This is a genomic window from Pseudomonas sp. HN2-3 (assembly GCF_020691745.1).
Classification (GTDB): Bacteria; Pseudomonadota; Gammaproteobacteria; order Pseudomonadales; family Pseudomonadaceae; genus Aquipseudomonas; species Aquipseudomonas capeferrum.
In genome coordinates this window covers 2,022,604-2,043,123 of sequence record NZ_CP085704.1, presented here as the reverse complement: position 1 = coordinate 2,043,123, position 20,520 = coordinate 2,022,604, and the positions used below count along the sequence as shown (strand labels likewise).

Annotated in this window: 18 protein-coding genes; 5 read left to right on the top strand and 13 right to left on the bottom strand. The window is 54.1% G+C overall.

Annotated elements, in window-relative coordinates; genetic code table 11:
• Positions 1-234: 234 nt before the first annotated feature.
• From LJX93_RS09405 to LJX93_RS09365, 9 genes are all read right to left on the bottom strand, one after another.
• A complete protein-coding gene (locus LJX93_RS09405) occupies positions 235-459 on the bottom strand; it encodes a DUF2188 domain-containing protein (protein WP_227697014.1) in 225 nt (74 codons plus the stop codon).
• An 83-nt stretch (positions 460-542) separates the two neighbouring features.
• Positions 543-701 (bottom strand): hypothetical protein, encoded by a 159-nt coding sequence (locus tag LJX93_RS09400; protein WP_227697013.1) that lies wholly within the window; start codon positions 699-701, stop codon positions 543-545.
• Positions 702-1,176: 475 nt separating this feature from the next.
• Positions 1,177-1,545: an outer membrane protein assembly factor BamE gene (gene bamE / locus LJX93_RS09395; RefSeq protein WP_227697011.1), complete on the bottom strand. Its 369-nt coding sequence runs from the start codon at positions 1,543-1,545 to the stop codon at positions 1,177-1,179.
• Positions 1,546-1,932: 387 nt separating this feature from the next.
• Complete coding sequence (locus LJX93_RS09390) at positions 1,933-2,430, bottom strand: helix-turn-helix domain-containing protein (RefSeq protein ID WP_227697009.1); 498 nt, start codon at positions 2,428-2,430, stop codon at positions 1,933-1,935.
• A gap of 123 nt (positions 2,431-2,553) precedes the next feature.
• Positions 2,554-3,948: an efflux transporter outer membrane subunit gene (locus LJX93_RS09385; protein ID WP_227697008.1), complete on the bottom strand. Its 1,395-nt coding sequence runs from the start codon at positions 3,946-3,948 to the stop codon at positions 2,554-2,556.
• Positions 3,945-7,103 carry an efflux RND transporter permease subunit gene (locus tag LJX93_RS09380; RefSeq protein ID WP_227697006.1) on the bottom strand — a complete coding sequence of 1,053 codons (3,159 nt, stop codon included), beginning with the start codon at positions 7,101-7,103 and terminating at the stop codon, positions 3,945-3,947. The genes LJX93_RS09385 and LJX93_RS09380 overlap by 4 nt, the downstream gene beginning before the upstream one ends.
• 3 nt (positions 7,104-7,106) lie before the next feature.
• Positions 7,107-8,240 (bottom strand): efflux RND transporter periplasmic adaptor subunit, encoded by a 1,134-nt coding sequence (locus LJX93_RS09375; RefSeq protein ID WP_227697004.1) that lies wholly within the window; start codon positions 8,238-8,240, stop codon positions 7,107-7,109.
• Positions 8,241-8,424: 184 nt separating this feature from the next.
• Positions 8,425-9,105 (bottom strand): DsbA family protein, encoded by a 681-nt coding sequence (locus LJX93_RS09370; RefSeq protein WP_227697003.1) that lies wholly within the window; start codon positions 9,103-9,105, stop codon positions 8,425-8,427.
• Between the two features lie 93 nt (positions 9,106-9,198).
• The gene (locus LJX93_RS09365; protein WP_227697002.1) at positions 9,199-10,101 is read right to left on the bottom strand and encodes a LysR family transcriptional regulator; all 903 of its coding nucleotides are present in this window, start codon (positions 10,099-10,101) and stop codon (positions 9,199-9,201) included.
• 748 nt (positions 10,102-10,849) lie between these two features.
• Here LJX93_RS09365 and LJX93_RS09360 point away from each other — a divergent pair.
• Genes LJX93_RS09360 through LJX93_RS09345 form a run of 4 tightly spaced genes read left to right on the top strand, consistent with a single transcriptional unit; the run spans position 10,850 to position 15,816 of the window.
• The gene (locus tag LJX93_RS09360) at positions 10,850-12,112 is read left to right on the top strand and encodes a c-type cytochrome (protein ID WP_227697001.1); all 1,263 of its coding nucleotides are present in this window, start codon (positions 10,850-10,852) and stop codon (positions 12,110-12,112) included.
• Positions 12,109-12,579: a (2Fe-2S)-binding protein gene (locus LJX93_RS09355; protein WP_227696999.1), complete on the top strand. Its 471-nt coding sequence runs from the start codon at positions 12,109-12,111 to the stop codon at positions 12,577-12,579. Before LJX93_RS09360 ends, LJX93_RS09355 begins: the two co-directional genes overlap by 4 nt.
• The gene (locus LJX93_RS09350) at positions 12,569-14,803 is read left to right on the top strand and encodes a xanthine dehydrogenase family protein molybdopterin-binding subunit (RefSeq protein WP_227696998.1); all 2,235 of its coding nucleotides are present in this window, start codon (positions 12,569-12,571) and stop codon (positions 14,801-14,803) included. Before LJX93_RS09355 ends, LJX93_RS09350 begins: the two co-directional genes overlap by 11 nt.
• Positions 14,804-14,847: 44 nt before the next feature.
• A complete protein-coding gene (locus LJX93_RS09345) occupies positions 14,848-15,816 on the top strand; it encodes an XdhC family protein (RefSeq protein WP_227696997.1) in 969 nt (322 codons plus the stop codon).
• 424 nt (positions 15,817-16,240) lie between these two features.
• Here the strand turns inward: LJX93_RS09345 and LJX93_RS09340 are convergent, their stop codons facing one another.
• The gene (locus LJX93_RS09340; protein WP_227696996.1) at positions 16,241-16,681 is read right to left on the bottom strand and encodes a hotdog fold domain-containing protein; all 441 of its coding nucleotides are present in this window, start codon (positions 16,679-16,681) and stop codon (positions 16,241-16,243) included.
• A gap of 126 nt (positions 16,682-16,807) precedes the next feature.
• Between LJX93_RS09340 and LJX93_RS09335 the strand changes: the two genes are divergently transcribed.
• On the top strand, positions 16,808-17,431 hold the full coding sequence (locus LJX93_RS09335) for a TetR/AcrR family transcriptional regulator (protein WP_227696995.1): 624 nt from the start codon (positions 16,808-16,810) through the stop codon (positions 17,429-17,431).
• Positions 17,432-17,581: 150 nt separating this feature from the next.
• Here the strand turns inward: LJX93_RS09335 and LJX93_RS09330 are convergent, their stop codons facing one another.
• From LJX93_RS09330 to LJX93_RS09320, 3 genes are all read right to left on the bottom strand, one after another.
• Positions 17,582-18,229 carry a DsbA family protein gene (locus tag LJX93_RS09330; RefSeq protein WP_227696994.1) on the bottom strand — a complete coding sequence of 216 codons (648 nt, stop codon included), beginning with the start codon at positions 18,227-18,229 and terminating at the stop codon, positions 17,582-17,584.
• Complete coding sequence (locus LJX93_RS09325; RefSeq protein ID WP_227696993.1) at positions 18,229-19,383, bottom strand: FAD binding domain-containing protein; 1,155 nt, start codon at positions 19,381-19,383, stop codon at positions 18,229-18,231. Before LJX93_RS09325 ends, LJX93_RS09330 begins: the two co-directional genes overlap by 1 nt.
• A gap of 119 nt (positions 19,384-19,502) precedes the next feature.
• Positions 19,503-20,453, bottom strand: a complete 951-nt coding sequence (locus tag LJX93_RS09320; RefSeq protein ID WP_227697297.1) for a LysR family transcriptional regulator — start codon at positions 20,451-20,453, stop codon at positions 19,503-19,505.
• Positions 20,454-20,520: the final 67 nt, after the last annotated feature.

Sequence of the window (20,520 nt, the reverse complement as noted above, 5' to 3'; positions counted from 1 at the left end):
CAGCTTCCTCAACCCACTTTGTGGGAGAGCAAATTCTCTTTTGTTTCCCAGCCCGCTTTCCATTGCGGGCTTTTTTTTGGGTAAAAGAAAAAGAATCAACACAATGGAATCTGTTGCGCATCGCTTCACGCAAGGCTCGATTGTAGACGAGCCGACAATGCGCGGAGGGTTTACATACGTGACCAGGGAAGTCTTCCACCGAGAGAAGGTGGAGTTTGATGCGTTCTCCAGGCCCTAACCCTTGGTTTCTTGCGGATCCGCCGAGCGAGGAAATGTCCTTTCCTCCTGAATCGTCCCATCCTCTTTATGAATCTTCAGCGAAGCCGTTTTCCCTTGGAGAAATTCGGACGCTATGGCAGTGATCTCCGCCTTCGTAACAGCGGTTTTAGAAGCCCGCTGAGCGCCCTCTTTCGTCAAAGCCCAAAGCTTGTCTGATTTAGTGATGTGGTAATTATCCATCTGACCTCCTTACCCCCAATACGCCTGGCCTTACCGTCACCATTTGAGCGGTGATGGCGATTTCGTAACGTTACTCATAGAACCTAGATCGACTGGCCATCGTCCTCGATGTCTTCCTCTGCCTCTAGTGCGTCTGTGTCGTCAGCATCATTCAAAGGCGGCGATGTCGGCTTGTTCGGATCATTGATGAAAGGAACACCACTAGGCCCTTGCTCTTCTAGTCCTTCGGTTTTCGGCTGCATTTGAGATCCTCCAGTAATTACATTTGGAGGGCTGCATCGGGCGGTTGTTCATTCTTGTTTGAGCGGAGGTTGATCGGGTAGAGGGCATACTTTTCGTCACGACACACCGATAGTGGCTCTGGGACAGCCTTGTGGAGAGCTGACAAGACGCTCACCATTCTCATACGGTTCGTTGAAGCGGCACACATGGACAAACAGCTCTTGGGCTACTCGATTGTTTTAACAATCATCTGGGCTTCAGCGGTGTTCTCGGTCATGTATTGGATGTCGTAGTGAAGGTAAAGGAGCGGGTCAACATTCAGCTTGCGCGGGAAGGGTAGGCAGTAGCGAAGCGGAGGAACTTATCCTCCGCAGAGCAAGCGCTACAAGAGCGCCTACGAAATCACCGGCTGCCCACCTGGTGCTGTCACAGGTCTTCATGCAAGACCCATCCGACACCTTCATGTGCTCGCACGGTTCACAGCTACTAGCGAACTCAGTTTGTCGTCATGGTTGAACCGGGCGCAGGGCCTTCGCTAAACGTGTAATTGATAACCACATCATTGCGGATCAGAACGTCTAGGGTTTTCTGAGTGCCAGTAGATGTCACCTTCATCGTGACCACATAGCTTTGTGCATGGGCCGAGCCATTGGTGTAGGTGTAAATCCATTTCTCGTCAGTCTCGCTCACTGCACTTTTAGCAAAAGGCTCGCCGAACAACGCTACCACCTCGCTGGTAGTCGTCTTCCCCTTCTGTATTTGGGCGACGCTCGCAGAGGAGAAGTCTCTGCCAACTGTGTAATTGGAGGTGGCACAGCCGGTGAGTGCGAAGCACATGCATGCCGCTAAAAAGAATTGGTTCATGACCATCCTTGGAATGAGAAAAAGAAGCCTAATGTTGATGAAACCAAAGTGCCATCATATGCTAGCTGCAAGCTGCGGCTTCCCTCGAACGTTTTTTCCTCTGGATTGGGCGCTAGGGATCCTCGACTTAACAGCTGGATAAAAGACTATACCCAGATGATGGGCCGGTATAGCTCAAGCTCGCTCAACGGCGCCGTAACGAAATGCGCACCGCGCCGAGGGGACGAGACGGATGTTGGCAGTGTTGGAGGGTGGCTACATGATTCTTCGGATGACTTTGGCTAGTTTGTAGGGTTCATGAGAAACCACCGTTAGCCGAAAGCAATCCTGAGGTGCAAGAAGAGTTCCTATCTTGAGCCAAACTGCCTAGTGCCGGCACTCCCAGCGTTACCCAAAAAAGTGCAACGAACCAGTATCGTCCTTCGCGACGGAGGTTCTCAATGCTCGCCATTTTCCAGGGCTGATCCCAAGTGTTTTAGCAAAGGCCCTGGTAAAGTGAGACTGATCCGCGAATCCGCACGCCAAGGCTACTTCAGCTATCGCCTGATCTGTGTACGTGAGCAGCTTTGCAGCTTGGAGCAATTTTGCCCGTCTAATCCAGTCGCGTGGGCTGCAACCCGTGCTATTTCTGAATGCGCGCGAAAAATGACTTCGTGATAGATGGCACGCCTGCGCAACCGCTGAAATCAGCACTCCCGAACTCATGTTTTGTATCATGTAAAGTTGTGCCTTTTTTGTCTGCAAAGCGCTTAAACAGCCGCCTTCCTTTTCCTTATCCAGGACTGCGTCAATCACCCTCACATTACGATCTGATTGATCTGTTGCGTTAGGTGGTTCAGACGTGTTGTGAACTACACACTCTTCATTCTTGCGTGAATAAGGCATGCGAGTACTCCCTGTCCCAGAAAATTTGTCACCGTGTTCGTGACAAAAAGTGAGTTTATCGACTACCCTTCCAAGTCGTTGAGAGAGGCTGGATGACCTCTCTCATCGACTACCGTTCGGTTATCAGCTCGCTGGCTTACCCCAACCACCACCAAGTGCTTTGTAGAGGTCGACCGACGCAATCCTGGCTGCCAATTGATCAACCACTAACGCTTGTTGCGCCGAGAAAAGCGTGCGTTGAGCGTCCAACAGCGTCAGCGAGCTGTCGATACCCGTCTGGTATCGACTCTCCGCCAGCCGGTAGTATTCGGCGCTTGCATCCACCAGTTGCTGCTGCGATTCAACTTGCTGACGGTAGGTTTGAGTGGCGGCCAACCCGTCACTCACTTCCTTGAAGGCAACCTGAATGACACCTTCATAGCGGGCCACATTGATGTCCTTCCCGATTTTGGCGACGTCCAAACTTGCCTTCAGGCTACCGGCGTTAAAGATTGGGAGACTGATAACGGGAGCGAAACTCCAAGCGCCAGATCCTGCGCTGAACAAGTTCGAAAGCTCGTCACTGGAGGTTCCTCCGCCAGCCGTCAAGCTTACCCTCGGGAAGAACGCCGCCCGGGCCGCACCGATGTTGGCATTCGCAGCTTTGAGCCGGTGCTCTGCCTCCAGAATGTCTGGACGGTGAGTTAACAAGTCAGAAGGAAGACCTACAGGAATTTCTGCCATGAGTGGATGGTTCCACTCAGCTGCAGGCAGATCAGAAGGCAAGCTCTCACCCACCAGTGTCACCAGCAGGTTGTAATCCTGTGCTACCTGCCGCAAATACTGCTGATACTTACCTTGAGCCTCTCGCAGCAACGTCTCTGTCTGACGAACCGCTAAAGCCGTGGCCGTCCCAACCTGGGCGCTGCTTTGCGTGAGTTGATAACTGCGTTGATAGGTGTTCACAGTATCAGCCGTAATGTGCAGCAATTGCTGATCTGCCTTCCAAGTCAGCCATGCGTTTGCGACGCTTGCGACAAGACTGAGTCGGACGGAAGATTGCGCCTGCTCCGTAGCCAGATACTCCTGCAACGCTTCCTCGCTGAGGCTCTGTATCCTGCCAAAAAAGTCCAGCTCGTAACTCATGTTGAGCCCCACCGAATACTGCCCATCCACGCTGGCTTGGTCAGTAGGCGACAGGTCTGCAGGTACACGCCGCCGGGAGCCATTGGCATCCGCTGTCACCACAGGTAAAAGGTCTGCTTTGCGAATTCGGTACTTAGCCTGGTAGGCAGCGACGTTCAACGTAGCCACACGCAGGTCGCGGTTGTTTTGTAAGGCGGCCTGGATCAGCCGTTGTAATGCTGGATCATCGAAGAAAGTTCTCCACTGAAGATCTGCCGCATTCTGTTTTTCGGTGGCTGTGGCCCCTGGATACATCGAGGCGACGGGCAACGAAGGTTGTTCGTAAGCTGGGATCATGGAACAGCCACCCAACAGGAATCCCGCGAGCATCAAAGAAGCGATTCGAGTATTCATACTGCTGCCTCCTGATTTACTTCTACAACTTCAGAGCGGTTGGCCTTACGACCGAAGAAGGAAGATACGGCCACATAAAACAACGGCACCCAGAAGATCGCTAGAACGGTGGCAGTCAACATCCCGCCAATAACACCCGTACCAATTGCGTGCTGGCTGCCCGATCCCGCACCGTGGGATATAGCGAGCGGGATTACGCCAAGAATAAAGGCCATGGAGGTCATGACGATGGGGCGTAGGCGTTGGCGTGCGGCATGAATGGCAGCGTCGGCGTAGCTCATTCCTTCGGCATGCAAAGCTTTGGCGAATTCAACAATCAGAATCGCATTCTTCGCGGACAAGCCTACTGTGGTGAGCAGCCCTACCTGGAAGAAGACGTCGTTGGAAAGACCACGTAGCAGTGTCGCCAGGAGCGCACCAATTACCCCCAGTGGAACCACAAGCATCACAGCCAGAGGGATCGACCAGCTCTCATACAGCGCAGCTAAACAGAGGAACACAATCAAAATGGAGAGCGCGTACATAGCCGGTGCTTGGGAGCCGGACAACTGCTCTTCATAAGAGAGCCCTGTCCAGGAGTAACCGATGCCCGGAGGCAACTGGCTAGCAATGGATGCAACCTCTGCCATGGCCTCGCCGGTGCTATAGCCGGGAGCTGGGACACCCAGAATCTCTTCAGCGGGCACACCGTTGTAACGAGCCAGCTTGGGCGAGCCATATACCCATTTGCCAGATGCGAACGCCGAGAATGGAACCATCTTTCCGGCATCGTTTCGCACGAACCACTTATCCAGATCTTCCGGAGCCATGCGCGCGCTGGCCTCACCTTGCACGAAGACCTTTTTAACGCGGCCTCGATCAATGAAGTCGTTCACATAGTTGCCGCCGAATGCCACCGACAGCGTCGTATTGATGTTTGTCTGGGTGACGCCTTGAGCGCGAGCTCGCTGGTCGTCGATGAGCAGCTGGTACTGGGGCTCATCGCTGAGGCCGTTCAACCGAACAGCTGACAGCACTTTGCTTTGCGAGGCCAACTGCAAGAATTGCTTACGCGCCTCGACCAGTGCCTCGTGGCCCAGACCCGACTGATCTTGCAGGAAAACGTCGAAGCCCGAAGCATTACCCAACTCACGTACGGCAGGTGGAACGATGGCGAAAACCATCGCATCTCTCATTGTTTTGAAATGGGCTTGTGCACGCTTGGCCACCTCATCTGCGGTATCGGCCAGTCCCCGCTCCTCCCAAGGTTTAAGCAAGACAAAAGACAGGCCCGAGCTCTGACCTCGGCCAGCGAAGTTAAACCCATTAACAGTAAATACTGCGTCTACAGCGTTCCCTTCACCGCCCTGCTCATGGCTTGCCAGCAGATATTCTCTCACTTGGTCGAGCACTTGCTGAGTGCGAGCAGCAGTGGATCCGGCGGGCGTTTGAATTTGCGTGAAAATGACGCCCTGATCTTCCTCAGGTAGGAAGGCTGTGGGGATTTTGCTGAACAGGAAAACCATACCAACCGAAATCAGGAGATAGGCCAGAAATGCCGGGGTTTTGTGGCGCAACAGGGCAGCCACGCCATGCTCATAGCGAGCCGCGCCTCGTTCAAAGCCGTTGTTGAATGCTCGGAAAAACCGAAGATGCGCCAGCCCATGACCAGCACGATGAGGCTTCAGCAAAGTTGCGCAGAGAGCCGGAGTGAACACCAAAGCGGTCAGAACAGAGAGCGCCATGGCCGACACGATGGTGATCGAGAATTGACGGTAGATCACACCGGTCGAGCCATCGAAGAAAGCCATAGGCAGCATGACTGCCGAGAGCACCATTGCAATACCTACCAAGGCTCCCTGAATTTGCTCCATCGATTTGCGTGTGGCGTCTTTAGGCGATAACCCCTCGTCGTGCATGACCCGCTCGACGTTCTCCACCACCACAATCGCATCGTCCACCAAAAGCCCGATTGCCAACACCATGCCGAACATCGTCAAGGTATTGATCGTAAAACCTGCGGCAGCCAGCACACCAAATGTGCCCAGTAGAACCACTGGCACAGTGAGCGTGGTGATGATCGTTGCGCGGATGTTCTGGAGAAACAGCAGCATGACGAAGAACACCAGAACAACGGCCTCTCCTAGGGTATGAAACACGCCCAGGATGGAGTCGCGAACAACCGGTGTTGTGTCGTAGGGGTAGACCACCTTCATGCCGTGGGGGAAAAACGGCTCCAGGTGATCCAGGGTTTGACGAATCGCACGAGTGGTATCAAGTGCGTTTGCGCCGGGCGCGAGGCGGATGCCAATGCCGGAAGCAGGCTTACCGTTAAATTGAGCATCGACACTGTAGTTTTCCCCACCGAGCGTGATATTTGCAACATCGCTCAGGACTACGTGCGAGCCATCTTCGTTGACCTTGAGAAGGATATCGTTGAACTCATCCGCCGTTTGCAGGCGAGTCTTGCCAATGATCGTTGCATTAAGCTGCTGATCTGGCAGCGCGGGCAAACCGCCGAGTTGGCCCGATGACACCTGGACGTTCTGTGCCTGGATGGCAGCCTTCACATCGACGGGCGTCAGTTGATAGTTGTTCAGCTTGGCTGGATCAAGCCAGATCCGCATCGCATATTGGGCGCCGAAGACTTGGAAGTCGCCAACTCCAGGAGTTCGTGAGAGTGGATCCTGCATGTTGGAAACCACGTAGTTCGCGAGGTCTTCCCGGGACATGCTGCCATCCTCGGAAACCACACCTACGACGATCAGGTAGTTCTTGACGGCCTTAGTGACGCGGATACCCTGCTGTTGCACTTCTTGGGGTAGGAGTGGTGTAGCCAGGTTCAGCTTGTTCTGCACCTGCACCTGGGCAATATCGGGATTGGTGCCTTGGTTGAAGGTCACCGTAATCGTCATCGTCCCGTCAGAGTTACTTTCGGAGCTGACGTAGCGAAGGCTATCAATACCGTTGAGCTGCTGCTCGATGACCTGAACGACAGTATCCTGAACGGTCTGAGCTGATGCACCTGGATAGGTAACCTGGATCGAAATTGCTGGAGGAGCAATATCTGGGTACTGATTAACGGGGAGTTTCAGAATAGATAACCCCCCGGCGATCATGACGATGAGTGCAATTACCCAAGCAAAAATGGGACGGTCAATGAAGAACTTGGACATGGCTCAGTTCCCCTTAGCGACGGTGCTGGATGCTTCAGCTGAGATGTTGGAAGCCACCTGAGTCGTGACCTTCATGCCCGGCTTTACAAACTGAAGTCCCTCGGTCACGAGCTGATCACCAGGATTGAGTCCCTTCTCGACCAGCCACTTGTTATCGACAGTACGAGTCGCAACCAACACGCGCTGTTCGACGACGCTATCGGAGTTGATGACCAGAGCACTTGGAGTGCCCTTGAGGTCGCGTGTTATGCCCTGCTGAGGGGCGAGAATGGCGCCGGTCTTAACTCCGCTTTGCAACTGGGCGCGTACGAACATACCCGGTAGCAGCACGTGATCTGGGTTAGGGAATACCGCACGCAGCGTCACGGAACCGGTGGAGGGGTCTACTGAAACTTCGGAAAACTCAAGCCGTCCTTGTGCCGGATACACGCTTCCGTTTTCGAGGGTAAGATTGACGGTGGCAGCGCTTCCACTCGACGCTTGCAGCCTGCCCTTGCTGAAGTCTTCACGCTGCTTAAGCAAAGCGGAAGACGATTCAGTGATATCTATATAGATCGGGTCGAGCTGCTGGATCGTAGCAAGAGCGTCACTCTGACCTTTGTTTACCAACGCGCCCTCTGTGACTGCTGATCTACCGATGCGACCGCTGATAGGGGACTGGACGTGGGTATAGCGCAAATTGATTTGAGCACTTTTCAGGTCAGCGTCGGCGGCCAAAGCTTTAGATTGAGCATCGTCGAACTCCTGACGACTGACAGCTTGTTGAGCAACCAACTGCCGATACCGACTGACCAGCGAGCGTGCTTGCGATGAAATGGCCTGGGCATGCTCGAGAGTCGCCTCGTAAGGGGCCGGGTCGATGCTGTAGAGCGCCTGGCCCTCCTTCACATCGGTGCCTTCCTTGAATAGACGACGCTGAATGATGCCGTCTACCTGAGGGCGAACCTCGGCGACACGGTAAGGTGCAGTCCGACCAGGCAACTCAGTCTTAATTACATAGTCCTGCGGCTGAACTGTAATAACACCGACTACCGGAGGAGCAGGCGCCGGGGCGTTTTCTTCAGACTTACAGCCGGCCAGAAATACCGCGAGTGCGATAGCTGAAAGTGCTGTGGGAATTACCCGATTGAGTCTCATGTTTAAAACTCCTAATTTTTTCCAGGCAGCAGCCTGCCCGTCCGGAGAATTCCCGGTGGTCATTAATCGAAGGATTCAGGTTTAACGCTGACTGGCAGCGATGATTGAGTGGTGTTCTACGTGGCTTAGCAACTGCCCGGTTGCCATCACTTTAAGCAACTATGAGCAGATTGATAATTGGAGCTCAGCGCTCAACGATGTTGCGTGTCACGCAACGGCCAGCGGAACTCACGGCCCTACTCGGCGCCGCTGCAGTGGAGGACGCGGACGCCATCAAAAGGCGCTCGAGAATAGAGGGAGGCTGGGCGCCCGAGACGATTGACTCACCTATTCGGATGCAGGGAGTCAGATTGTGAGACCAGTGCGCCACCGCATACTCGCGCTTAAGCAATTCATCGGCTACGGCGCTATCACTAGACAAAGCCTGCATGGTGATGTCAGAGGACGCACTCTGCAGTAGCTCTGCCATCACATGGGGATCACCAACGTCACGTCCATCACGGAAGATGGCACCGTAGATTGCTTCGAACAACGCCGGGGCATGTCGATGCTCCTTGGTAAGGACGAGCATCGCGATCCAAGGGTCAGGGATCGTTTCGACATTCAAAGAGTCAAGCGCGAGACCTAGGCTGGACGCCTCTGCGATGAGTCGCTTCTCATAAATCGTTGCCTGACTCCCGAAACGAAGCTGCTGGTAGGTACCGAAGTGGTTTCCTACCGCCTTCCTCGACAATGAAGTCCGGCAAGGTAGGTAGGTGATCAGATCAGTGACTCCGGCCTTGCGCATGGCTAGCTGTAATCGACGCTCCGCAACCCAACCCCAAGGATCAAGAAAGTCAAAGACCAGCGATATTTCGTTCTTCATTTCGGCTCTGCCTATTAATGTGTATAAGCAGGCTAAATCAGTTCAAAAAAAGCCAGTAGCCACACTCCACGCAAGACAGCTTTGCGAGCAGGCTCATCTATTACTCAAGAGCTCCTGAAGAAACTCGACAAAGACCTTGATGCGAGAGGAACCCCGATGGTTGGGTAAAAACATGACATTGATGCTTGCATTGGCATTCCCAGGATTGACCTGAAAGTCCGGTAAAACACGAGTCAGCTTCCCCTCTCGGACATCGTCCATTACCAGCCAGTCCGCAAGCAGAGTCAGACCCTGGTCATCCAGTGCTGCTTCTCTCAAAATATCCGCGTTATTACTCTGCAACCGGCCTGTCACAGCTACTGAGAAGAGTTCCTCACCCTTCCGGAATTGCCAATTCTGCTGGGCGCTTCCGTAGTCGAATTTCAAACATGGATGTTCAAGCAGGTCGTGCGGAGTCAACGGTAGACGTGCCTGTACCAAATAGCTTGGACTACCGACGATCCATCGCTCGAACTGCCCCACCGGCTTGCAAACAATATCGTCGCTGGACACTGCGGTTCCTAACCGCACTGACACATCCACACGCTCCTTGGAAAGATCGATAATTTCATCGCTCAGACTCAAGCTCACATCAAGCTCTGGGTATGTCGCAAGAAAGCGACCTATATGCGGCGCAATCACTCTGCGCCCAAATTCTACCGGGACACTGATACGCAGGCGGCCACGAGCCTCACCCCCTCTGTCGCTGACAAGACTGTCTGCATTGGCCACTGCTTCCAAAATCGCCACTGCACGCTCAAAGTAAGTTGCGCCAGCGTCTGTCGGAATGTTGTGACGGGTGCTGCGGCTCAGAAGGACGGCGCCCAGATCCGCCTCCAGCGCAGCAACCTGGCGAGTGACTGAAGATGTCGCGATACCAAGCTTGCGCGCGGCAGCTGAATATCCGCCACACCTAACCGTCTCAACAAACATGTTCAGTGCTAATAATTTGTCCATGGCTCACGAATTCACAGGGATGACGAAAAATAGTCGAAATTGATCGGCTTTTAGCTCAAAAGTCGGGCGCCCCGCTTGTAAGAATGTGCTCATTTCACTGAATGAGCACCCGATGCAGGTGAAGAGCACCGATCCACAAACCACATCGAGTGTTGCTCTAAATCTGTAGAACAGCATTCAGGCCTCACAACAATTTGAGTTTGAAGGCGCTGGGTGCACGATCTCACGTGCACCGGCCAAAGCTAATATACAGATAATGAAATAAACGGTCGGATCACTACCCTTCCCGCCACCGCATCTCATGCCAGCGACTGAGATTTCGCGCCTGCAGCGTCACTACCTCCCGACAAACCCTCGACATCTCCGAACGCCTGAATAGCCACATATGAAAAATATGAGGGACGCCGCTTCCTCTCAAATGGCAGATACCTCGTACCCCTGGCTACCCCCATATCGGCGCCTCGACCGTTCAGCGTCATGCAGTGTTGCGTACGAAGCAACGCTACTTTGCGCGCTTGATGGATACAGATCCTAGAGCCCGGCCCGTAAGGTTCACGAACTCCGAGAGTGCCTCATCAGGGGTGACGAGCAACGAAGGCTCGTTCAGGCAGAGAGGGTCATTCTTCGTAAACGACTTCAACGGCGTAAGCCACATCAGTTGTTCAAGCACGCTCGAACTGAGCAACCCACTGCAACAAGGTTATTCGCAGACTGACTGCGGTTTACGCCAACAATGAACGGTACGGTTATGAAAGCAAAAAAAGTGTGGCTGACATTGCTGGGGCTCGGAATCTTCGCAGGCGCGTGCGTGCTCGTTTGGATGTGGCGCCCCGCAATCGCGCCCATCGCGTCGGTGGAAAAGTTCGACCGTGCTCAGATAGTGCGAGGGGCCAAGGTCGTTGAGGCCGGTGACTGCGCGGTATGTCACACCCCGCCTGGTGGAAAATATCTGGCAGGAGGCCTGCCCCTGGTTACTCCGTTCGGCACCTTGTACTCCACTAACATCACTCCAGATATGGAGACAGGTATTGGTAACTGGTCATATCCCGCGTTCAGACGCGCAATGCGCGAGGGCATCGCTAGAGACGGCCACTATCTCTACCCGGCATTTCCTTACGTTCATTACCGCCGGATGACAGACGGCGATATCAACGACGCCTATGCATACCTAATGAGCGGGCCGCCTGTTCACTCACCCTCAAAGCAGAATCAAATGTCCTTTCCTATGAACATCAGGCCGCTGGTGTTCTTTTGGAATCTACTATTTCTTCATGGCGACCCCATCGCCGCAAAGCCTGGGCAGTCAGAGGCATGGAATCGAGGGCGGTACCTGGTTGAAGGTGCAGGACACTGCGCGGCCTGCCATTCGCCTCTCAACCCTCTCGGCGCTGAAAAATCTGGGGAACGGATGGCTGGTGGCGTCGTTGATGGGTGGCATGCACCCACGCTCTTAGGAATGGCTGAGGGTGAAAATCCCTGGACGAAGGATCAACTCGTTAGCTATCTACGCGCAGAAGTTGTAGTGGGTCATGGCACCCCAGCCGGCCCAATGCGACCAGTCAGTCTCGGCTTGGCGAAAATGGAAGTAAGCGAGGTCGACTCGATTGCAGAATATCTTCTAAGCCTTCAGGGCGCCCCTGTTGTTCCCTCTCCGGAAAAGGGTGAACCGATCAGCGCAGCCTATAAAAAAATGGGAGCAGATCTCTTTCAAGGCTCATGTGCGGGCTGCCACGGTGACGCAGCACCTATGCGACAAATCGATGGACGGCCTGCTCTGGCGCAGACCTCGGCGCTAACCGCCGACACTTCGCGCAATTTCATCAAAACAGTTTTGGAGGGTGTACCACCCGCTCCCGGCGCGCCAGGCCCAACCATGCCGGCCTTCGCCAACAGCCTTAACAATCAACAGCTGACTGTTTTGGCTATCTACCTGCGTGATCAATACAAACCAGGCCATGCATGGACAGACCTTTCATCCACTCTCCAAGAATTGCGCCCGGAGGCGAAATGACTAGCACGACTCTCAACGTCAATGGATCACTTCACCAGTTGGAGCTTGATCCCGATATGCCATTGCTCTACGCCCTGCGCAATCACCTGAATCTAAACGGTGCGAAGTATGGTTGCGGTTTGGGCCAATGCGGTGCCTGCACAGTGTTGATTGATGACAAGCCGGTTTTTTCGTGCCTCACACCCTGCTCAAGTCTTGAGTCCAAAACAATCCGTACAGTCGAAAGCCTTGGCTCGGCAGAGCGACCAGGGAAGCTGCAGCAGGCATTCATCGACAAGCAGGCAGCACAATGTGGTTACTGCATTGCTGGGATGCTTATGCGCGCGCAATCGCTGCTTGAGCGAGATCCTCACCCTGACGAAACGACAATTCGTGAACATATGGCAACCAACCTTTGCCGGTGTGGCACCCACCTGCGGATCATTGAAGCGATCAAACACGTAGCAGGAGCCAGTCATGGGCAATGAGTTTGATGTGAGTCGCCGCGCATTCCTGCGTGGTGGAGCATTGGTAGTAACTTTTTCACTACTGCCCATCGGACGAGTGTTGGCTGATACCGAGGTCGACACGCTTGGGACTGTCGTTCTCGCGCCGGACTTACCAGGCAGCCTTCGTACTAACCCTTACCTGGATGCGTGGGTTCAAATCGATGCCAATGGAATCACCGTGTATACCGGCAAGGTTGAGCTAGGCACAGGGGTCAAAACCGCGCTACTTCAAATTGCAGCGGAGCGTCTCGGAGTTACTCCTTCCGCCATTAACTTCCTGACTGCTGATACTGCGCTTACCCCTAATGAGGGCTACACCGCCGGCAGCCACACCATGTTCGACAGCGGCACCGCGCTGTTCAATGCCGCCGCACAAGTTCGACAATTGCTGATGGAGTCAGCCGCCCACCAGTGGGGAGCAGATCTCAATTCACTAACAACCAACAACGGTGTCATCGAAAGTGCGTCTGGCCAGCGCATGACCTACGTACAAGCGGTACAAGGTGTCGATCTGCATCGCTATGCAAAGGCCGACCCTATCCTGACGCCTCCCTCGGACTACAAGCTTATCGGCCACTCAGTGCAGCGCTTGGACATACCGGCGAAGGTCAGCGGAGGTGCCGCATTCGTACAGGATATGCGCCTCCCAGAAATGCTGCATGCACGCGTAATTCGTCCGCCACGGCCTAACGGCACCCTCGAAAGTTTCGACGCACAGTCGATCAAATCCCTTCCAGGCGTCGTTCAGGTTATCCAGGATGGGAATTATCTGGCAGTTGTGGCACGAGACGAGTGGCAAGCGATCAAGGCAATGCGCGATGGCTACGCGCTAAGCCGCTGGAGCGGCGGGGACGTGATTCCTGACGCCCAACACATTCACCAACTGCTCACTCGGCTACCGGCGACCCGATTCCCGATCAGCCATGAAGGCAAGCCTACACTACCATCCGGCCCCACCTTCAAGGCGAAAGTCACTAAGCAATACCTGATGCATGGCTCGATTGGCCCCTCGTGCGCAGTCGCTTGGTTCAAGGATGGAATTCTCACCGTTTGGACTCATAGCCAAGGCGTCTACCCACTACGAACGGGCATAGCGCAAATGGTAGGACTGCCTCCAGAACGCGTTCGGTGCATTCATGCGGAAGGCTCTGGTTGTTATGGCCATAACGGGGCTGATGATGCGGCGGCAGACGCCGCGTTGATCGCAATGCGAGTCCCGGGTAAGCCCATTCGAGTACAGTGGATGCGAGAGCAGGAGAACCTCTGGGAACCCTACAGCTCGGCGATGGTTACTGAGGTTCAAGCCAGTTTGGATGCAAAGGGGAAGCTTCAAAACTGGAACTACGAGCTGTGGACGACGCCGCATAACGAACGGATCGTTAACGCCGGACGCCTGATTGCGGCGCGATTAATTGCACGCCCTTTCAAATCCGCACCGTCGATCCCAATCGCACAGCCAGAAGGTGATGGCGACCGCAACGCAGTACCCCTGTACACAGTCGCGTCCACCAACATCGATATGAACTTCGTTACCGTGATGCCCTTTCGCACATCGGCCATGCGGTCGCTGGGTGCCCATATCAATATTTTTGCCATTGAGGCCTGCATCGACGAACTCGCTGCAAAGGCTGGAACCGACCCTGTCGAGTTCCGCTTGGCCCATCTTGCAGATCCACGAGCCAAGGCCGTTATCAAGCAAGCAAGAGATGCTTTCGGATGGCCAAACAAAACCAACCGACCCGGGGCAGGTGTGGGTTTCGCGTTCGCCAGATACAAAAACATCATGGGTTATTGCGCGATAGCGGTCGAGCTGACCGTCCACCCTCAGACAGGCGAGGTCGAGATCGACCGCGTGGTGACAGCTGTCGATGTGGGTCAGATCGTTAACCCTGATGGTCTCCTGAATCAAGTCCAAGGCGGAATTATTCAATCCGCGAGTTGGACGCTGTATGAAGCCGTGGACTACGACGCGAACGGTGTGCGCAGCTACGACTGGAGCGGGTATCCAATTCTCAGGTTCCCGCAGCTCCCATCAAAGGTGGAGGCGCATTTGATCGACCAGCCCGGGCAACCGTTCCTGGGAGCTGCGGAGATCGTTCAAGGGCCAATGGCCGGCGCTATTGGCAATGCCTTGGCCAACGCAACTGGGCAACGTCGCCTCAAGTTGCCTCTGACTCGATCATCGAGCGTAGCCCATGGATAAGGTGACCAGCCCTGAATTGTCCTACTTGGTGCATGGAGGATCAGATGCAACATTTGGACGTGATCGTTCTTGAGCATGCCTTGAAATGGGCTCGAGAAGACCGTGATGTGTGGCTATGCACGGTGCTGTCCACTTTTGGCTCAGCACCAAGGTCACCAGGAGCGATGTTGGTCGCTACTGAAGACATGCAATTTCAGGGCTCGTTGTCTGGGGGCTGTGTTGAGGAGGAATTTCTCCGAGGCATTGGGGAAGGGAAATTCCGAAGTCCTGCTCAATACCTCACTTACGGTAAAAGCAGCGAGGAGCGGGAACGGCTACAGCTTCCCTGTGGAGGAGCACTTGAACTCCTGGTTGAGCACCGTACACCTTGCGGGAAATGGATTGCGCACCTTGAAGATTTACTCGGTGCGCTGAAAGGACAACAGAGGTTGACCCGTGAAGTAGAGTTAGATCAAGGCGATTTCTCAATGGCTCATGCAACCGTCGGGGGTCAGGCGGTCACATATAATCCAACGCGCGCGGCCATTTCGATTGGCCCTGCAATGCGCCTAGTATTGGCCGGCCTATCGCCGGTGGCGCAGATCTGCGGCCAATTCGCGAAGACGTTAGGATTCGAGGTCATTGCTTGTGATCCTCGCGAAGAGGTGCAGCACCTCAAAATCGGTGGCGTCGAGGTTCTTCCGGTATTGCCATCCATGTACATCGCTAAGTACGGATGCCACGCGGCCACTGCCGTTGTAGCTCTAACTCACGATCCCAAGATCGACGATCTCGCCCTCATGGAAGCGATCAATACCGATGCTTTCTACATTGGAGCTATGGGATCTCAGCGCACATCATCCGCACGCGCCGAGCGCTTAATCCGTATCGGTGGTTTGGATAACGATCAAGTGAACAGACTGCATATGCCCATAGGTTTGGACATCGGGAGCCGCACTCCCGCAGAAATTGCCCTGTCAGTCCTTGCCGACGTACTGCGGGTTTACCACGGCAAATCACGACAAGAGCTCTGATGCTCCTGAAGCCCGTCAACGTGCCGGGCAGCTATTTTCGCCAATCCACCATCACGGCATGGTGAGAGGATGTCCACGTCTCAACGTAGCCTCAAAGCACCAAGAGACAGCCCCTCACTTTCGCATGACATTTCTACTGCGTCCGGCAAAGTCTCCAACCCAGTTCGTCCCAGTCTCAGGACTGCTAAACCAGCTGGCGTATCCCTACGTCAAAATGAATGTACGGCACAGTCGGTCAATTGCTTTTCCCCTCCCTTGAAGCCCGCTTTTTTCCTCGAGCACCGCATGCAAATAGGTGCACAGTGCGAATGGACACGACCGGTTAACTGGAATGTAAAGGTGCGAACATCCGAACATATACGCAGGTAACGCGTGATGCGAGGAAGTACAGCGCCCACCGCGAGGTCGGCGCCGGGAGGGCACATCAAGTCAACTTCACACCCATAGTGATCTTGGCGGTGAAAACTTTTACATCGCCCTCATCAAAAATGTCGACAGACACAACTTTGTCTCCTGCCGTTGCCCAGTCAACAGTGCTGCCATCTGCGATAGCTCGGATGTTGGTTTTTGCCTTCGCCAGATACTCCACGACCATACCCTTAGGAATCCATTTCGCACCTGGCGGGACAGACGCGTCAGTCATCATGCCTCCTGCTAGCTCCGCAGCGTTGCAGAGCGCAATGGCGTGTACGGATGCCAAGTGGTTTGTGATTTCTTTTCGAAACGGCACCGTCACGGCAGCATACGTTGACCTCAACTCAGTGATTTCCGGGCCAATCGTACTGAAGTAAGGCGCCATCTGGCACACCATGTTGGTGAATGCAGAAGAACCTACGCTGTTGAACATGCTGAGAGCCTGACTCATGACACACCCCTTGAGTGGAAACAGAATATTATTCGGTTACAGAACATTATTCTGTAAAAATGAGCATGTCAACTGACTTCCTAGCTGACGGTTGACGCCGTATCATTCGATTTTTGAGCATAAGTAATGCACGCAACAGATCTCCTAGATCGCGTCTTTCCCGGCAGGCGTGCTGATCTTAAGCGCGCCATCCTTCGCCAAGCCCTGCATTCGTTCAACGTCGAAGGCATCGATTCCACTACGATTGAGGGTATTCGATCTGAATGCGGTGCGAGCGTGGGAGCCGTTTACCACCACTTCAAAAGTAAGGAGGGGTTGGTGGCCGCGTTGTTCTACGCAGCCCTGGATGATCAGGAAAGTCTTAGGGACGAATACTTGAACAACGCGGTATCAGTGGAAGGGGGCATTAGGGCGCTTGTTTACAGCTACGTCGACTGGGTCGATGACCAACCCGAATGGGCACGCTTCGTTCTGCAAGCACGTTCCTCCGTGGCCACCGGGCCCTTCAAGGAAGATCTGGCGGCGCGAAACAAACAGAGGAATAAAAATCTGCTCGTCCGGATGAGTAATCTCGGCGCAGATGAACTCCTTTCCCATATCCCTGCGGAGCTTCTGCCTTCGCTGATAATCGGGCAGTCCGAGAGTTATTCAAGAGCTTGGCTTTCAAAACGGGTAGAGAAAAGCCCCAGGGACTATCGAGAACACCTCGGTAACGCAGCTTGGGCATCCATCAAGAAACCTGGCGCATAAGCTATCCCTGTCACCTGCGCGGACAATCAGACGGTTACTGACCTCTCCCCCACTTTACGCAACGCAAAAAAATGGGCGCTTGTTCAGCGCCCATTGATCACACGTGACCCAGAGATCACTCGATTGGCTCTGTACACGCGACTGAACGACTCAATCTCCCAGTCGCTTCAGGATGTCGCCTTTGAACCTTTCAGCAGGCTTGCCTAGATAATGGCCGAAATGGAACAGCTCGTATTCGCCATCAACCTCAAGAAAGAAAGCGGGTACTCCACGAGCACTTAATCTCTCCATCAACGTGCGACTTTGCTCCAAGTGCTCTCCAAGGGCGGTCTGCGACACCTCATCAAAGGCCAACATGAACTCTTGAGTGTCGTAGCCTTGCTCTTCTGCAACCTGCGCGATGGTCTGCGGCGTCGCGATGGGTCGTCCTTCAATGTAATACGCCCTCTGAAGTCGTTTGAGCATTTCCAAGCCGCGACCATCGAGTTTCTCGGCGGTAAGCATGGCCCCTATCGGAGGCGAGGAGTCGAGCAAGACGTCCTGACTCTCCAGAACGCCCTTGACGTAAGCCTCTGCAAAAACTTGGTGACTATACGCAGTGATACGTTCCTCATGAGGACGCACGAAGTCACGCCATTCAGGCGAAACGAGCTTGCTGTTCTCTCCGGAAAGCATGCCAATCCCATGGACTTGGATATCAATCTGGTCGATTTGCCCCGCAGCCGTGATCAAAGGCGACGCGCCGTAGCACCAGCCGCAAAATGGGTCATACAAATAATGCAACGTCACCTTACTCATTACGCAGCTCCCGAAAATTCACCGATACCCATGATGCGATTCCCCATATCAACTCCCCAGTCGCTCATCCGTGCGCCATCGTCCATCTGCGTCCGCTGCCAGCGCCGCAACCCCTCGTCGATTGGTGTGTTTTCAGTCAGCGCTTTTGCAAGGGCTACTGCATTAGCGGCGGCCTTGGCGGTACTACCAGCCGTATGAGGACGCGGTATGAAAGCGGCATCACCGACTAGAAGCACCCTGTTGAACACCATCTGTGAAACTTTTAGATCCATGATCGACTGGACGAAAATCTCTTGGGTCTGGCGAATCAGCTGACGGAATGCGGGATTCGTGTGTTCTTCGGCAAATTTTCGGAATGCAGTCTCTTGCTCTTCACTTAGAGCTCCTGGAGGGACGGAATGATCTCGTCGACGCCCTTCCTTGTCGGTCAAAATGGCATCAAGCACTGGCCCTTTAGATGCCTTGCGATACCACAGCCAATTGAATCGACGCTCTCCGACTTCAGTGGCACCATCAGTTCCTGGAACCATGTACTCGAGCATCAGCGATCCAGGATTCTGCTGAAACACAAAATCTTCATAAATTCGATTTTTAGCTTCATCGAGCAGATCTCTTTCATCGACCAACCCCCGCCACACGACATAGCCTGAGTAGGTAGGTCGAGAGTCTGGCGATACCAACTGACGAACAGTTGAACCTCCGCCATCCGCCCCAACCAGAATGTCGCCAGTCGCTGTAGTCCCGTCTTCGAACAAGGCTACGACTCCATCCTCATCCTGTTTTAGGTCGACGAGCTTCTTCCCCCGGTGATAGTGTTCATCGGGCAATGCAGCGAGTAAGTGACTGTAAAGAGTGCTCCAGGAGGTTTGCGTTTGGGGAGCAACTTGCTTGTGGCGTACTGCACCGTCGTTGGACAGGTAGATACGATTCTTTGACCGTACTCCTAATGCATGAGAGGTCGGAATCTCCGAGAACCTGAATGCATTTACCACCTCCGGTTGAAGCACAATCCCACCACCGCGACTGTCCAAAGCCGTAGGGGAACGCTCAAAGACATCCACCTGCCAACCTATCGTGCGCAAAGCGTTTGCGACGAAGAGCCCTCCCAATGACCCACCGATGATTAACGCCTTACGTACATTGCGTTCATCCATTTCGCACCTCCTAAGCTGTCTGCTAGTGCGTTCGAATACATCCCGAACGCCGATGCATCCAAGGTACGAGGCAGGGGCTTTTCAGAGAATACAGCGGTTGTGCAATACGACGTTGCGTTCTACGCAACTGTACGGGCCAGCCGGGATGCTCCCAATTTATCCAGCTGTTTATCAGGCGAGAGAATTTCCAGGATGAATGAGATGAACGCATTCACTCGGTGTGAGCCGCGATGATTGGGCAGATAAAGCGCGGAAATGGCATTACTGGCGCTATCGGGATTGACGTCATGAGTGGGGAATAAAGCAGTCAACTGACCAGCCGTAACGTCCTCACCAACGAGCCAATCCGGTAAAAGCGCTACCCCCCTACCCGCTAACGCCACATCTCTCAAGACCTCAGCGTTATTGCTTTTGAACGGCCCCGTTACTGCAACTTTCGTGAGCGTCTCACCGTCCCTAAAGCTCCAGAATTGTTGGGAAGCGCCATAGTTGAAACGCAAGCAGGAGTGCTGCTGCAAATCTTCCGGATTGACTGGAGAACCATGCTTGCTCAAATAGCCTGGACTGGCCACGACACACCTGCGAAAGGATCCCAAAACGCGACATACAACGCCATCCATGTCACCTGGTGAGCCCAACCGAATCGACAGGTCAACACGGTCGGCGAACATGTCCACGATTGAGTCTGTCAGGGTGATATCCAGCTCGAGCTTCGGAAAACGCGACATGAAGCTATCGAGATGGGTTGCAATCATTCGTCTACCGAAGGCTGCTGGAACAGATATGCGTAGTGGGCCGCTCGGCTCGTCTGTGGAATCCATAATCGAGGCGTCTGCTTCGTCCACATACTCTAAAATTTTACGAGCTTTCACATAGTAAGCCATGCCCGCGTCCGATACGGAGACCTGGCGAGTTGAGCGATTCAACAGAACAGTTTCCAGATCCGCCTCCAGAGAGTCGACCATTCTGGTCACACTCGATGTGGCAACACCGAGACTTCGCGCAGCTGCAGAAAAGCCATTTGCATCCACGGTTGCAACGAACATTTTCAGCGCGAGTAGCTTATCCAATAGTCGATCCTCGAGAACTGTTTGAAGCGGGCTTTCAATGGTCTGGTGTAGATCGCCGCGTTCACTC